14 protein-coding genes and 1 pseudogene are annotated in these 15,676 nt (G+C 60.9%); 8 read left to right on the plus strand and 7 right to left on the minus strand.

All coding sequences use genetic code 11. The features are described from left to right. Positions 1 to 258 precede the first annotated feature (258 nt). Positions 259 to 900, plus strand: coding sequence for a Crp/Fnr family transcriptional regulator (locus GEU01_RS06620; protein ID WP_010508548.1), 642 nt, complete (start codon positions 259 to 261; stop codon positions 898 to 900). 91 nt (positions 901 to 991) lie between these two features. Further along, positions 992 to 1,566 (plus strand): annotated as a pseudogene (locus GEU01_RS22385) (cupin). 28 nt (positions 1,567 to 1,594) lie between these two features. Here the strand turns inward: GEU01_RS22385 and GEU01_RS06630 are convergent. The 4 genes from GEU01_RS06630 to GEU01_RS06645 form a co-directional block, all read right to left on the minus strand. Continuing rightward, positions 1,595 to 2,554 carry a DMT family transporter gene (locus GEU01_RS06630; RefSeq protein WP_019085444.1) on the minus strand — a complete coding sequence of 320 codons (960 nt, stop codon included), beginning with the start codon at positions 2,552 to 2,554 and terminating at the stop codon, positions 1,595 to 1,597. Positions 2,555 to 2,745: 191 nt separating this feature from the next. Further along, positions 2,746 to 3,705, minus strand: coding sequence for an AraC family transcriptional regulator (locus tag GEU01_RS22390; RefSeq protein ID WP_019085445.1), 960 nt, complete (start codon positions 3,703 to 3,705; stop codon positions 2,746 to 2,748). Between the two features lie 9 nt (positions 3,706 to 3,714). Beyond that, positions 3,715 to 5,097 (minus strand): MFS transporter, encoded by a 1,383-nt coding sequence (locus GEU01_RS06640; protein WP_019085446.1) that lies wholly within the window; start codon positions 5,095 to 5,097, stop codon positions 3,715 to 3,717. Between the two features lie 78 nt (positions 5,098 to 5,175). Then, positions 5,176 to 6,171 carry an NAD(P)-dependent alcohol dehydrogenase gene (locus GEU01_RS06645; protein WP_019085447.1) on the minus strand — a complete coding sequence of 332 codons (996 nt, stop codon included), beginning with the start codon at positions 6,169 to 6,171 and terminating at the stop codon, positions 5,176 to 5,178. Positions 6,172 to 6,861: 690 nt separating this feature from the next. On the opposite strand from GEU01_RS06645, the gene tmpT reads away from it, so the two are divergent. Then, entirely contained in the window at positions 6,862 to 7,527 is a 666-nt protein-coding gene (tmpT, locus tag GEU01_RS06655; RefSeq protein ID WP_019085449.1) for a thiopurine S-methyltransferase, read from the plus strand. 97 nt (positions 7,528 to 7,624) lie between these two features. Beyond that, positions 7,625 to 7,909, plus strand: a complete 285-nt coding sequence (locus GEU01_RS06660; protein WP_019085450.1) for a hypothetical protein — start codon at positions 7,625 to 7,627, stop codon at positions 7,907 to 7,909. A gap of 14 nt (positions 7,910 to 7,923) precedes the next feature. On the opposite strand, the gene GEU01_RS06665 is transcribed toward GEU01_RS06660, so the two are convergent. Beyond that, positions 7,924 to 8,706 carry an alpha/beta fold hydrolase gene (locus GEU01_RS06665; protein WP_019085451.1) on the minus strand — a complete coding sequence of 261 codons (783 nt, stop codon included), beginning with the start codon at positions 8,704 to 8,706 and terminating at the stop codon, positions 7,924 to 7,926. Between the two features lie 293 nt (positions 8,707 to 8,999). Between GEU01_RS06665 and GEU01_RS22400 the strand changes: the two genes are divergently transcribed. After that, the gene (locus tag GEU01_RS22400; protein WP_269719724.1) at positions 9,000 to 10,430 is read left to right on the plus strand and encodes an acyltransferase family protein; all 1,431 of its coding nucleotides are present in this window, start codon (positions 9,000 to 9,002) and stop codon (positions 10,428 to 10,430) included. Further along, positions 10,411 to 11,091, plus strand: a complete 681-nt coding sequence (locus GEU01_RS27275; RefSeq protein WP_265000686.1) for an SGNH hydrolase domain-containing protein — start codon at positions 10,411 to 10,413, stop codon at positions 11,089 to 11,091. The genes GEU01_RS22400 and GEU01_RS27275 overlap by 20 nt, the downstream gene beginning before the upstream one ends. Before the next feature lie 90 nt (positions 11,092 to 11,181). Here the strand turns inward: GEU01_RS27275 and GEU01_RS06675 are convergent, their stop codons facing one another. Both GEU01_RS06675 and GEU01_RS06680 read right to left on the minus strand, forming a co-directional pair. After that, positions 11,182 to 12,378 carry an MFS transporter gene (locus tag GEU01_RS06675; RefSeq protein WP_019085452.1) on the minus strand — a complete coding sequence of 399 codons (1,197 nt, stop codon included), beginning with the start codon at positions 12,376 to 12,378 and terminating at the stop codon, positions 11,182 to 11,184. Positions 12,379 to 12,735: 357 nt separating this feature from the next. Next, positions 12,736 to 13,458, minus strand: a complete 723-nt coding sequence (locus GEU01_RS06680; protein ID WP_019085453.1) for an aspartyl/asparaginyl beta-hydroxylase domain-containing protein — start codon at positions 13,456 to 13,458, stop codon at positions 12,736 to 12,738. 320 nt (positions 13,459 to 13,778) lie between these two features. Here GEU01_RS06680 and GEU01_RS06690 point away from each other — a divergent pair, with 320 nt between their 5' ends. After that, complete coding sequence (locus tag GEU01_RS06690) at positions 13,779 to 14,816, plus strand: Dyp-type peroxidase (protein ID WP_042710797.1); 1,038 nt, start codon at positions 13,779 to 13,781, stop codon at positions 14,814 to 14,816. 1 nt (position 14,817) lies between these two features. Then, positions 14,818 to 15,624: a family 1 encapsulin nanocompartment shell protein gene (locus GEU01_RS06695; RefSeq protein ID WP_019085456.1), complete on the plus strand. Its 807-nt coding sequence runs from the start codon at positions 14,818 to 14,820 to the stop codon at positions 15,622 to 15,624. The last annotated feature ends 52 nt before the right edge of the window (positions 15,625 to 15,676 follow it).

Raw genomic sequence — 15,676 nt, forward strand, 5'->3', positions numbered from 1 at the left:
CCCTGCCACGGATCATGAAAGACCGCCCGGCCCCGGCTGTTTTTCCCTGATTGGGCCCCGGTCACGCCGGCCGTTCTTTATGGGGCGTTGCCATGTGATGTTGCGATACGGAACGGTATCGTATATATAATTCAGAATGGCCGGTCCCTCTTTACCCTTCGCATGGTCGGGAAATGGGCCGGTTCCGGATTTCGGTCGATACGGCGATTCATGACGGATACATCATGAATTATTACGATAGAGAAACAGATAATCATAATGTTCAGTAGCTTTAAACTGACCAGTGCGGAGCGGGAGGCGCTGAATGCGATCTCGACCAGAATACACCGGCCCGCCAAGCGCCGCATCTATGCACAGGGGGATGCGGGAAATTACATCTATCGTATCCGTTCGGGCGCCGTACGCCTGGAACACCACCTGAAGGACGGGCGCAACCAGATTTTCGCCTTCCTGTGGCCCGATGACATGTTTGGCAACCTGGAAGGCGGGGCGTACCACACATCCGCGATTACCCTGGTGGATACATACCTGTTCCAGATTTCCTATCCCGCGCTGAAGGACCTGGTACAGATCCATCCCCGCATCCAGACGCTGTTTTTACGACAGGCGCTGGATTATGCGAAAATGGCGGAGCGTCACCTGCTGCTGGCGACCTATCCCCTTGTGGTCAAGAGGCTGGCCGGTTTCCTGCTGGAATGCAGCAGGCAGGCGGATTTTTTCGATCGTGGGTCAAATATCCTGACACTGGCCATGGACCGCAAGGATATCGCCGACTACCTGGGTTTCGCCATCGAGACCACCAGCCGGACACTCAAGGAACTTGAGGATATGGGCCTGATACAGCGCCTGTCCGCCCAGCGTATAAAGATAGACCGCGACCGGATCGGGGCGATCATCTGACCGGCAGCCCACGCAGGCTTCCCTTGTCTGGCAGCGGTCATGTGCATACTGTCGGGTTATGGGCGCAATGGTGGCAGATGGAGGCAACATGATGGAACGGCGTTCCTTCAATTCCATACTGACGGGACTGGGGCTTTCACTGGGTGGCGGGCGTATCCGGGCCGCCGCTGCCGCGACACCGGTCCGGATCGAAAGTTTCATCCTGCGCGCCAATGACTGGGTGCCCAATAACCCGAAGCTGCCGGTCATCGTGTACCGCAATGCCCTGCCCATAAGCGGGGACGACCCGGCGGCGATTTTCGAAAGCCTGTTCCAGCGCAATGGCGCAACGGGGTCTATCCCTTTCATCATTATCATACCATGGGGCATGAGGTCCTGGGCTTTTATGGCGGGCATGCACGGCTGATGCTGGGTGGCGCGGGGGCACGGGACGTGGAAGTCCGGGCAGGCGACATCGCCCTGCTGCCTGCGGGCACGGGTCATATGAATATGGACTCCAGCCCTGATTTCGCGGTGGTGGGGGCATATCCGCCGGGGCAGGATTTCGACATCGTGCGCCAGGCTCCCAACGGGCCACAGCGTGCCCGGCTGGCGTCCCTGCCCTTTCCCGCGTCCGACCCGGTCATGGGGACGCGTGGCCCCACGACGCGGGAATGGCGTTACTGACGGGGCAGCCTGCCCCGGATGGATCAGGTTATTTCATGGGCACCTGAACGGTCGTGGCCCCGGCGGGATCGTGCATGTGCCGACGCCGCTCCCGCCACTCTTCCATGGCGAGATGCTCGAAATGGATACGCTGGCGGATCCAGTTCAGCATGCCTGACAGGGTCACGACGATAATGCCGACAATCGTCCAGTTATCCAGCGGCTGGTGAAACAGGAAGTAGCTGAACGCCACCGCCCACAGCATCTGGCTGTACTGCGGCAGGGCCACCCGGTTGGCGGGCGCGCGGGCTGTCGCCATCATCATCAACAACTGCCCCAGTGCTGCCAGAAACCCGTAACCGAACAGGAACATCCACGTCTTCAGCCCATGCGGCCAGTGCGCGTGCCCCAGCATGAGCAGCCCATCACCCACCAGCGGGCCAAACAGGCTGGAACCAAACAGTGACAGCCGTGGCGTATTATTGCCCGCCAGCCGATAGGCAATGACGCCGACGGCATTGGCCACCGCCGCGATCACCGCGCACAGATGCCCCAGATGCAGCGCCCGCACGCCGGGCCGCAGCACGATCAGCACCCCCACGAACCCCAGGATAACCGACAGCCATGCCCAGCCCGAGACTTTTTCACGCAGCAGCGTGACCGACAGGACCGTCACGAAAAACGGCATGAGGAACATGAGCGAAAGCGCCTCGGGCATGGGCAGCAGCATGAAGGCTTCGACGCTGGCAGCGGTGGAGGCAAAGATGGCGATCGCCCGCACCACCCACATGCCCGGACGCTGGGGGGAAAAGATATCGCGCAGGGATTCATTGGGCCTGCGGATGAACGGGATGATCAGGAAACCGAACACGCCGCCCGAAAACGCGACCTCGAACGGATCAAGCTGACCGGCCAGCAGTTTCGAATACGCGTCACTGACCGAAAAGGAGGAATATGCCGCAAAGGCCAGCATCATCCCCGAAGTAAAGAAAGACATGTTCATCTGCATTGCCCGTAGCCGAAGGAGCCTGCACTATGGATGCAAAAGAAGGCCAGGGCCAACATTGGATTGAGACGACCTGATATGCCCGCGCGCCACCTGCGTCAGAAATCATGATGCAATATCATGCCCTTTTTCAGAACAGCGGACACATACCGTGTTCCACGGGAAAGCCCCGGCCAGCCAATGCCTGCAATTCATCAACCGGTCAATCCGGGATGGGCCGCCCCTGTAGCGGCGCGGGCCACCGGGTCGTCCACGCGGCTCAGGCTGCGGACATCCTGACGGTAGCGCCGTGGCGTGGTATTGCATATCTCCAGAAACTGCCGGTTGAAATTGGACAGGTTGGCAAAGCCCGCGGCGCTGCTGATTTCGGCAATCGACGCATCGGTTTCCGCCAGCATGCGGCGGGCGCGGCTGACCCGTAGCCTGCGCATGAAGGATACAAAGGTCGTACCCGTCGCCCGACGGAACAGGCGTGAAAACGCAGGTCCGCTCAACCCGGCCTGACGCGCCATGTCCGCCTGGCGGATATCGTGCGGGCCGACCGACAGCAGGTGCCGGATCACCCGGTCCATGCGTTCAAGATCCCGGTCCGCGACCCTTGCCTGCCCTTCCCCGCCAAACGGGGTGATGCCCGTCAGAAGCTGGCGCGGGCAGGCCGCAAGCCCCGCCAGCAGCCCGATCAGGGCCGCAAGGCGCGCGGCGTCGCTCATGCCGCCCATCGCCGCCAGCCGGGCGCCCAGCACAGGCACCTCCGGCCCGGTAAACACGACCCCATACCGTGCATCCGCCAGCAGGGCGGACACCGTTTCCAGTTCCGGGCACAGTGCAACCAGCTGTCGCAGCCAGTCGTCATGAGCCTGCAATACGATATCACGCCCTTCGATCCGCCCGCCCGCCGGCAGGTCACTGAACCATCCATGCGGCAGATCCGGTCCCACCAGCACCAGATGGCCGGGGGCGAACGTGCCCAGAAAATCCCCCACCATGAAATGGCCCGTCCCGGTCGTGATCAGGTGCAGTTCATATTCAGGGTGATAGTTCCATCGCGCGCAGGCCGCAGGGTAGTCATGGCGGTGCCAGACAAAGCTCTGCCGGGGGCCGGGCTGTATGACCTCGAATACCGGGGGGTGTACCGCGCGGCCTTCCCCCCACACGGGCCGGCATCATTCCGCCAGCGTAGGAGACGGAGCCACATGGTTGGCATCCAGCCCGTCACGCACCGCCTGCGCCTTGGCGCTGGAGGCGACATCCATGGCATGGACGCCACGGGGCTGCACCAGCCGGATGAAGCCCGTCAGCACCGCGCCAAGGAAATACAGCGCCGCAAACGCCACCACCACGCCCTGCGTGCCATATCCCGACACCAGCACCGTCGCCAGTGCCGGCCCCACAAAATTGGCCAGGCCACCGCCAAGGTTCTGTACCGATACCGCCGCCCCCTTGTGGTCGGGCGCCAGCATGGGAAAGATCGCCCCCATGGGCACGAAGGACGTGATCGTCAGCGCAAACAGCAGGGCCGCGAAGATGGCCACCACCATGTTGCCCGGGACCGCGTGCGGCAGGTAGTAGAACGCCAGCGTGGCAATGCCGCAGCCCACGAAACCGGCCCAGCGCATCTGCCGCAGCCAGCCGATCCGGTCCCCGACGATCCCCCACATGACATTGGTAAAGGGCTGCACCACAAAGAATATGCCGTATATGCGCAGCCATTGCGGCATGGTGAACCCGCCTTCGGCCGAAGTATAGAACAGTGGCATCACCACCGGGAAACCGAACAGCGACAGGTTGCATATGATCCGCGTGACCAGTGCCAGCGCGATATCGCGGTTATGGACGATCAGCGTCAGGCCCCGGCTGATTTCGGTCATCTGGTGGCGCAGGCTGCGCCCTGCGTCACTGTCGATCGCGGCGGGCGCGTCATCGCGTATGGCGAAAAACGCCAGCAGGCCGCCACACGCAACCCATGCCAGCGACATCCACAACGTTGGCAGGAAACCAATGGCGGGAATGGTGAAGCTGGGCAGGAAGGATGCGATGATGCCATAGCCGATCGTGAACATGGACCACACCCAGCCAATGGCGGACGCCAGCCGGTGGTCGGGCGTGCGCTGCACGATCCAGAAGAAAAAAGCATAGAAAAACAGTGGATAGGCAAACCCGCGCAGCCCGTAGAACACCAGCATGAGCACAAAGTCATGCCGCATGACCCCACCGGACAGAAACGCGACATGGCACACGATCCACCACAGCGTCCCGATGGCCATGATCCGCCGGGGGCCATATACCTCCGCCAGCACGCCGGACAGCCAGCTTGCCACTGCCGCCGTCGCCCCGTACACGGTAAACAGCAGGCCCGCCTGCCGGGCGGAAAATCCTATGCTCGTCACGTATTTGGACAGGAACGCGACCTCGATCCCGTCGCCGGTCATATACAACGCGACCGCGATATAACCCCAGAACAGCACCACCGGCATGCCCCATATGATCGGGGATGCGGGGGGAATGGATGCGCCGCCATGACTGGCGGCATTGTTCGTGGCATTCATTTTTTCATGCCTTTTGTTTTTATTGGGCAGGCAACCCGAAGGCCGCCTGCCGTAAGTGGCGTTACACCACGCAGGTGATCAGGTGCGGGTTGCCCCCGGCATCATGACCTGCAGCTTTACATCCGTCGGACGGGCCGACGCCGCACGTTCAAACGCCGCAACCCCCTGTGTGAAGGCAAACGTTTCTGAAATAAGCGGCTTGAGGTCCACCTTGCCTGACGCGATCAGGGCGATGGCGCGTTCATACACGTTGGCGTAGCGGAAGACCGTTTCCATGCGGATTTCCTTCGCCTGTGCCGCCACGATGTCAAAGGGCACCTTTTCCACCGGCATGCCCACGAACACGACCGTCCCGCCCGGACGCACGCATGACAGGACATCATCATACGCACCGGCAAAGCCGCTGGCCTCGAACACCACATCGGCGCCCCAGTCGGCACCGACATGACGCGAGATGACATCACGCGGATTTTCATCACGGACATTGATCGGTTCGATCCCGTCATAGCGACCGGCGATTTCCAGTTTCGGCGCGGCCAGGTCGGATATGAACACCACCCCCGCCCCGGACGCCAGCGCAGCCAGCGCGGTCATGAGCCCGATCGGCCCGCACCCGGTGACCAGGCAGGTATCACCGGGTTTGATTGCAGCCTTGACCGCGGCCTGCACGCCAATGGCGAAGGGTTCGACCATTGCCCCTTCACCAAAGGACACGTTATCGGGCAGGCGATAGGTAAAGGCTGCCGGATGGACAACCGTGGGCGTAAGACAGCCATGGACCGGCGGCGTGGCCCAGAAGGTCACGGCGGGATCGACATTATAGATCCCCATGCGCGACGCCCGCGATATGGGGTCGGGAATGCCCGGCTCCATGCAGACGCGATCACCGATTTTCAGGTTTCTGACGCGCGATCCGGTTTCAATGACCGTGCCGGCCGCTTCATGCCCCAGCACCATCGGATCATTGACGACAAAGGGACCAATGCGCACGTCATCAGGCCCGAGTTCCTGTGGCAGGTCGATATCACGGATGGAAAGAACGCCTTGGCGTTCCAGGACCAGAGCTTCCGCCATTTATTTCCTGACGCCCTTTGGGCGCCCCTTCTTCTTGTTTTGGCGAAATCATATGAGAATACCGGGCGGTGTCGCGTCTAGCCTGTCTTTTGCCGGAAAATGATACTTTTTTGACATCCGTGCATTTCCGCCAGAAAACGGCGAAACGTCACGCATTCGTGACGCGCAGCGTCCTGCCTGGCCGGTCCCTTTGGTCCTGATATGACAGTATAGTCCGCGGACTGCTGCGCCCGGTCATGAAACGCCGTAATGATATCTTTCATGATACGGTCCGCTGTCATCAGCCGGTAATGGATCGGGTCCCAGAACATGTCACGATCATTGACGATGGGGCCGGGAATATCGAAATCGATCACCAGCGTGTTGGGCGTGTCTGCGGCAACCGGTGCAGCGGCAATGACAGGGGCAGTCCGCCCCATGGATCGACCAGTACCACAAACAGATACAGACACCCGCCAACTGTCCCGATCGTAGCCAGAAATACCAGACAGAATTGATACCAGATATTCCTGTTGTGTATCCGCACCGATCCATCAGTTCCGAACGCAGGGTTGACGGTGTGTGGAAACCATAATTCCCCCACTGGCGCAATCCGACACGGGTCACGGGGCCTGTCTTTCGCTCCGGTGGGGATAGCAGTATTATGGCCGCTGTATTGTGGATATGAAGCGGGTTGGGGCACACGACGCGATGGATGAAACCTTCTGGCATGGCAAATGGCAGCGTAATGAAATCGGCTTTCACGAACCACGGCCCAATCCCCTGCTGACCGATAATTTCGCGGCCCTGCGCCTGCCTGCGGGCGCACGCGTCTTTGTACCATTATGCGGGAAAAGCCGTGATATTCACTGGCTGCTTGAACACGGCTGTCAGGTGGCCGGCATTGAACTGAGCCCGATTGCCGTCACAGGGCTTTTTTCCGAACTGGGGCTTGCGCCACGCATTTCGCCTGCTGGCCCATTGGTCCGCTACGAGGCAGGGCATTTGTGCATCTGGGCAGGCGACATTTTCAATCTGACGCAGGCGGAACTGGGTCATGTTGACGCCGTCTATGACCGTGCGGCGCTTATTGCCCTGCCCGCCCCCACCCGCATGGCCTATGCCCGGCATCTTGTAACCATTACCGATGCCGCGCCTGAACTTCTGGTCAGCATGGAATATGACCAGTCACGCAAGGCGGGACCGCCGTTTTCGGTCGATGAAAATGCGCTGCAGCACTATTATGGTGATACGTTTACCCTTGACCGCGTGACGCATGAAGCCGTGCCGGGCGGCCTGAAGGGGATCTGCCCCGCGACGGAAAGCGTGTGGATCATGAAACCGCGCCACGGGTCAGGCGCATTGATGGAAAAATAAAAGTTGCCGGGCACCGCCTTTTTTAAAAAGGCGGTGTTCTTCAAGGCTTTTTGCAAAAAGCTTCACCAGGAACCTTTCTGCATTCGCCAGATGTCTCATGGACAGGATACCGGAATACTCCCCCGGTCCCGCCCCGGACATTCCTGCGCCCGCGCCATATTATGCCAACCGGGCAAACTTCCCGATCGCCCTTACGTTGTGGCCGCATCCGCAGGAGGTTGCGATGCGCCACATCATCAGGATTTTCGCCATCCTCATCACCCTGTCCGCTACAGGCTGCTATGGTCCCGAACCCCACCACCCCTATCGTGACGAGGGTACGACGACAGATTACCGCAACCCCGACCAGCACTGGAGCCGTGGCCCCCACACCGATCACTGAATACAGCGCGCCATTCAGATCTGCAGGAAATTTTCCAGCACGGTCAGGAACGCCTGCGGCGACTGTGCATGCACCCAATGCCCGGCATCCGGTATGGTTTCCAGCCGGTAATGTGGAAACAGCCTGCGCATGGCGGGATAGTTGCCGGGCTGGATATAATGTGAGCGTCCACCCGCCACAAACAGGGTCGGTCCATCATAACGGGCGCCGGGCAGGACATCGGGCCAGCCAATTATGGCCGGCATGGATGCCGCAATGTCCTTCAGCCCGATGGTCCAGCGTGGCTTTTCCCCCAGGTCGAGATTCATCAGCATGAGATCACGCACGGGCTTTTCGGCAATCACCTGACCCAGCCACGCTTCCGCCCCCGCACGGTCAAGAAAATCCGGCAGCGGCAGTCCAGCCAGCCTGCGGGCCAGTTCATGGGACTGCGAAAACCCACCCTCGCCCGGTGCGATATCCACCACCATCAGCGAATGCACCTCGGCAGGAAAGCTGAGCGCCAGCATCATCGCGGTCTTTCCCCCCATCGAATGCCCCACCACGGTGGCGGGCAATGCGTCATGGGCGGCCAGTGTTTCGCATACGTCAGCAGCAAGGCCCGGATAGTCCATCGGGCCATGCGGGCTGCCGCCATGATTGCGCAGGTCCAGCGCCAGCGTACGGCGGTTTGCGGCAATACGGCGCTGGAAAAAGCCGAAATTGCGTGCCCGTCCGAACAGCCCATGCAGGAATACGACGGGCGGTTGGGACAGGTCGCCGTTTTCAGGGCCAAGTTCGATGGTGTTGAGCAGCATGGTATCGTGGGCTCCGGTTCTTTTCCTGAAATATCGGGATATATTAGGGGGATCGGGCCATTCCCGCCTTTCATAATTCTGTGGGGTGGATCACATGCACATAGTCGCAACACCTGCCCTGTTGCGCTGCATTCTGATGCAGGCCAGACACAACTGTTTCTATTTGTAAAAAAATGATACATTCCATGAAACCGGCAACCCCATTTACTTTTTATTCACATTGACAAATTGTGTGGGATCGCAAGGTCACCCCCAATCTGTTTCACGCAGCTTCCTATAGGGTGATCTCCCCCATGAGCCTGAATCTGCACGCCAATTACCGGCGCGATATTGATGGCCTGCGCGCAATCGCGGTAACGGCCGTCGTTCTGTTTCATGCCAGCGTCTATCCCGTACAGTCGGGATTTGTTGGCGTGGATATTTTCTTTGTTATTTCCGGTTTCCTGATCGGTGGCATCGTTTACAGGGATGTCAGGCTGGGAACTTTCAGCTTTGTCGGGTTTTACGCCCGGCGCGCCCGGCGTATCCTGCCGGCCCTCATGGCCATCATCGCCGCTGTCATGCTGGCGGGCCTGCTGTTTTCCAGTCCGGCGGAATTGCGCCAGACCAGCCTGGGGGCCATAAGCGCATTACTTGGGTGGTCCAATATACTGTTCTGGAAACAGATCAGTTATTTTTCCCCTGACGCCCATCTCAACCCGTTCCTCATGACATGGTCGCTGGGGGTGGAGGAACAGTTCTACCTGTTTTTCCCCGTGCTTTTACTTCTGATCGGCCGGTGGCGGCACGTTTATGTACTGGGCGTGATCGGGGCGCTGTGCCTTGGTTCGCTATGCATGGCGCAGTTCGGGCTGGGCCGGTGGCCGGCCGCCGTATTCTACCTGCTGCCCACGCGGGCGTGGGAAATGGGCATGGGTACTTTCCTGGCCGTAGCAAAATCGAATTATGCTTTGTCCTTTCCCCGCCCCGTCAATCATTTAATTGGTTGGACGGGGCTTTTTCTTGTCGGGCTGTCAATATTCATTTTTGATGAACATACGCCCTTTCCCGGTCTGGCCGCCCTCCTGCCGGTTGGCGGCACGCTGGCGCTGCTGCTGTCGGATGGCAGTTTCGTCAACCGCGCCATCCTGTCCACGCGGCCCTTCATATGGATCGGGCGCATATCCTATTCATGGTATCTGTGGCACTGGCCGCTCATGGCGTTCGTCTGGCTGTGTTCGGCACGCGCGCCGTCGCCGCTGCTGCTGGCGGGCGCAGGGATCGTGTCACTGGTGCCAGCCGCACTGTCATGGCGCTATATCGAACAGCCGTTCCGGCGTGGAAGTGGCAGCGCCCCTGTCGTCGTGACGCGGTACGCGGGCAGCCTTGCGCTGGGTATCAGCGTGCTGGCGGTGGTTTACATATCCAATGGCCTGTCCCAACGTTTTGACCCGGCCCTGACCCTTGCGGAACAGGTTCTGGCGGAAGGACGGGGCGAACCCTGCCTGGCCAATTACGGGGTGGCCAGCCTGAACCTGTCGCCACGCTGCGTGCATGATACGGGACGCCCGCGCGTCGCCCTGCTGGGGGACAGTCATGCATCCGCACTGGCCGCTTCCCTGTCCCATATGGCGGACCGGGCGGGTTTTGATTTCGTGCAGTTCACGAAATCCTCCTGCCCGCCCCTGCTGGGGACCACGCGGCTCATGCCCACCCATCCCGGCCATGCAGTGCGCGGCGTATAACGCACAGGCTTTTGCCGCCGTCATGCATGACCCGCGTGTCCAGACCGTCGTGCTGGCGGGATACTGGGCCGCCCCCTTTGCCGGGGATGCCGGGCGCGATGCCTATGCCGACCCGCAGGACATGGCGGACCATGGCGTGGCCACAAGCCTTGCCCGGCTGGATGTCGCGTTACGCAATACAACGCAGATACTGGCCAATGCACACAAGCATGTCGTCGTGCTGGGGGACGTGCCCCAGTTCCGTTTTGATCCCGCCAAGGAAGCGGTGACCGCGTTCATGCCCATGCGCCTGCATGCCGAACACATGCTGGACCCGTCATTCCGGACAGTTGGCGATGTCGCGCCCCCAGCCCTTCTCACCGTGCCTGCCCAACCCGTCGCGGATGTGGTGCGCCGTGCGGTGGCGGACGGGCAGGACGTAAGCTATTTCGCGCTGGCTGACGGATTATGTTCCCCTGCGGGATGCAAATTCCGCAGCGGGGACAATCCGTTCTATGTCGACCCGCAGCACCTGTCGCGCGCGGGGGCCGATTTCCTGATGGCGCGACTTGACGGGCTGCTGCCTGTCATGGGCGAGCCCATGGCCCGGATCGCGGCACAGCCCCCCATCCCCACGACGCCACTGCCCGTATCCGATGCGACACAGGTCGCCATTCACTGACATATGCCGTGCGTCCACGTGTCTGTCATGAAAAGGAACGCCGCCTTTTTTCAAAAAGGCGGCACCCGAAAACCTTTGGTCTTTCCGGGGCTATCCCTCGCGATCGGCGGGGGCCAGCGCGCGGGGAAAGGCCGCAGGGTTGAAGAACGCCAGCACGATCCCCAGCAGCACCATGCCGCAGGACAGCGGGACCAGAATGGCAAACCCGCCATGGGACAGGACCTGTCCCCCCGCGGCGGATCCCGCCAGGATACCCGCATTACACGCGGCATTGATCGCAGCGCCCGCAACATCGGGGCGTGTCGCGCGCGCACGGATCGCACCCGACATGACAAAGGGCACGATGGCGGCGTAGCCGATACACCAAAGGCCAACCGCCGCAACCGCCATCCAGCCCGACAGGACATGCCCGTACATAAGCCCCATGCCCACCAGCATGGCCAGCCCACTGCCCAGCAGTCCGGCGGCGGGTTTGCTGTCAACGACCTGCCCCGCGCCCCACAGGCCAAGGATGCTGAAACCACCCGTCAGCAACAGCGCGATACTAAGCGTCCCCACCGACAGGCCATGCGCCAGCAATAAGGGCGTAATGTATGTGTAAAGCAGGTGATGGGCGAAGAAGAACACGGCATCAACCAGCACGACGACAAGAAATATCCGCATGGCCCGACGACCGCCGATCGTGGGCAGCCCTTCGCGGACCTGCACCGACGACGTGACCGGCGGCAGGAAGAACGCGATGCACACCGTCAGGATCACCGCCAGCACGGTCATGACGCCCATGGTCATGCGCCACCCCGCCAGGTGCCCGATCGCGGCCGCACCCGGCACCCCCAGGATCATGCCCAGTGATGTCCCGCCATAGACGAATGAAATGGCCCGTCCCGTCATGTCCTGCGGCACAAGGCGTGCGGCATAGGCCGCCGCAATGGACATGAGCAGCGCATGCGCCAGCCCCCCGATCAGACGTCCCGCGCACAGCACAAGGAAAGTCGGCGCCACCGTCACCGCAAGATTGGATATGACGTAGCCCAGCAGGGAAAGCAGCACGAGCCGCTTGCGATCGATATGCGCCGTCATGATCGTAAGCGGTATGGCGCCCATCATGACCATCATCGCAAAGGCGCTAACAGACAGCCCCGCCTGCCCTTCGGGAATATGGAAATCCCGCGCCATTTCAATCAGGATGCCCACCGGGGCGACTTCACTGGTCAGGGCTGTAAAGGTACAGGCGAAAAGGGCGCACAACCCGATCACGGCGCCCCTGGAAAGTGTCTTGAACGACATGATGACCTGCTCTGGGTTGCGCCATGTATCATGGCGGCGGTTTTTCGCCGCCTTGTGGCACTTTCCGCATCCCGATGGAACAGGCGTATTCCCTGTTTCGCCCTTAAAATTTCAAGTGCGGAAACGCCCCGGCAAAAAACCGGGAAAAACCGGTCTGAAAACCCGTCTGGCACCAGATGAAAAAATGCCGTCTTTTCGGTTTGCCGGGTCAGCCCCATCGCATCATGCGGCCCACATGAATTGCGATCCCGCGTCACCTGCGATCATCCTGCGGCCAGTATGCGCAGCGTCATGTACATTGTGGCATGTTTCCGCCCCGTGAGCCGGGTCCACGGGATAATGCCGGGGGTGCGCGGGTTACGCCTGCCGTCGATCCAGATTTTTGCGAATATCCTGAACAAATCGTGAATACCGGACGCCGAGAAAGAAAACCTCCATCAGCAGGCGCGCCGGCCACCGGCAGGGCCGCCTGACCTGAATCAGCAGGACATAACGGGTGTCGGTCGTATTGTTCCACACTTCATGGTTGTAGGTATCATCAAACAGTATGGATTTGCCCGCGGTCCATGGACACACATGCAGCCTGTCGCCCTCCTCGAACTGGATCCAGCAGTTTTCCCGGTCAGCGGGGACATGCAGCGCCAGATGATAGGTCAGCATGCCCTTGGTCATGCCCCGGTGGCGGGGAATGTGGCAGCCTGCCTCCAGCACGGAAAAGCTGGCGGTGCATAAATTGGGAATCCGGTCGATCAATGCGGCGGTCGTTGGTACATGCGCCCGGTTTTCCTGACGCCTGTAACCGTACCCTTCCAGAAAGAAGGAGCGCCAGCGGCGGTCGGCGGCGATACGCCCGTGATCGGGCGATATGTCCCCAAGGGATGGAATGTCGGTCGCGGCCATCTGCAGCGCCTCGTCACGAATTCTTTCCCAGTTCTGTTCCAGGTCACGCACCCACTGCATGACGTGGGGATCAAAGAGGGCCTGATCCGGCAGCATGGAAAACCGCATGATGAAGGTATCAATCCTGTCACGCAGGTTCTTGGTCAAATGATAAAGGGTCTTCTTTTTCACCACATGCATTTCCCTGAAATTGGACCGAGGCGGAGAAAATATATTTCAGCCAACCAGGCATGAACAATCCCTTCCCTCCATGCCCCGGCAGGGCAGCCTTTCGGGCTGCTGGGCGCAGTATTCCCGCATGGACGCGGGAAACCACATGCCAACGCCCGGACGGGCTTCTGGGATGCATCCGGATCATGCCACGGCGTAACACAGGAAGAATTCATCATGGCGGACCTTTTGCGCGACGCGTGAAGCGTATAGAATCCGCTCCCGATCGCAGACCTACGCCGCGCCGGGTCTGTCGCGTGTTCTTCATGGCGCCATGCAGGGAGTAAGGCGTGCCTTCAGCTACACCACAGCCCGTTGACACCACATTGACCAGCGCCGCGATTTTCCTGATCTTCACGCTGGACCACGGCGACGGGGATGATGGCGCCACGGTACGTAACCTGTATGGTGACCTGTCGGCGCTGGTGCGCGGGGTGGGTTTCCGCATTCCCGACGGGCGGCTGTCCTGTGTCACGGGTATCGGGTCGGATGCATGGGAACGTGTTTTCAAGGGGCCGAAACCCAAGGAACTCCACCCCTTCCGCGCCATCCACGGGGTGCATGAAGCCCCCGCCACCCCCGGTGACCTGGTGTTCCATATCCGTGCAACGCGCATGGACCTGTGTTTTGAACTGGCAACCGCCATCACCGCCCGGCTGGACGGCGTGGCGCGGGTGGTGGATGAAGTCCACGGGTTCAAGTATTTCGATGCCCGCGACCTGCTGGGCTTTGTCGATGGCACGGAAAACCCGGTCAACCAGGCCGCGACCGATGCGACGGTCATTGGTGACGAGGATCCCGATTTTGCAGGCGGCAGTTACGTCATGATCCAGAAATACCTGCATGACCTGAAAAAATGGGACGCCATTCCTGTCGAGCAGCAGGAAAAGATCATTGGCCGCAGGAAGCTGTCGGACATTGAACTGCCCGAAGCCGCGAAACCCAGCTACGCCCATAATGTCCTGACCAATATCGAGGAAAATGGCGAGCAGTTGCAGATCGTGCGCGACAACATGCCCTTTGGCGAAGTCGGCAAGGGGGAGTTCGGAACCTATTTCATAGGCTACGCGAAAACCCCCACCCGTGTGGAACGGATGCTGGACAACATGTTCATTGGCAACCCGCCGGGCAATTACGACCGCCTGCTGGATGTCAGCCGCGCGGTAACAGGCGTGCTGTTTTTCATTCCCACCGCCGATTTCCTGGACGCCGCCCCGACATATGGCGAAGCGGCGGCACCTGCGGACAGCACCGAAGACACACCGGCCAGCCCGCCCACCACACCCGATGGTTCACTTGGCATCGGGTCACTGAAGGAAGAAGTCTGACATGAACAACCTGCACCGCAACCTTGCCCCCATTTCCGACGCTGCCTGGGCCGATATCGAACAGGAAGCATCCCGCACGCTGCGCCGCTACCTGGCCGGCCGGCGCGTCGTGGACGTGCCCGAAGCCCGTGGTGTCGGCCTTGCCGCCGTGGATACCGGCCATACGGCCCGCATCGACTGCCCGGCGGACGGGGTGCAGGCGCTGCAGCGCAAGGTCCTGCCCCTGGTGGAACTGCGCGTGCCGTTTTCACTGAGCCGCGATGCCATTGACGATGTGGAACGCGGCGCGCTGGATTCCGACTGGCAGCCCCTGAAGGATGCGGCCAGGAAGATCGCCTATGCCGAGGACCGCGCGATATTCGACGGCTATGCCGCGGCCGGGATCCGGGGCATTGCACAGGATACATCCAACGGCCAGTTCTCGCTGCCCGCCTCCCCCAGCGACTATCCCGCCATCATTGCCGATGGCCTGAATGAACTGCGCATCGCAGGCGTAAACGGCCCCTATTCGGTGGTGCTGGGTGCGCGTGCGTTTGCCGCCGTCAGCGGCGGGAGCGAGGATGGCTACCCTGTCCTGCGCCACCTGGAACGGATGATCGAGGGCAGGATCATCTGCGCCCCGGCCATTGAAGGGGCCTATATCCTGTCCACCCGTGGCGGTGATTTTGAACTGGATATCGGGCAGGATGTCTCCATCGGCTACAGCAGCCATTCCGCCACGTCGGTTGAGCTGTACCTGCAGGAAAGCTTCACCTTCCGCGTGCTGACGACCGAAGCCTCGGTCGTGATCAGGCACGCGGCTGCGTAACCCCGCCCCATTTCCCCAGGGGCCATGTCGGCTGGCGGCCCGAACCACGGCA

It is taken from the genome of Komagataeibacter europaeus LMG 18890, from assembly GCF_000285295.1.
GTDB lineage: Bacteria > Pseudomonadota > Alphaproteobacteria > Acetobacterales > Acetobacteraceae > Komagataeibacter > Komagataeibacter europaeus.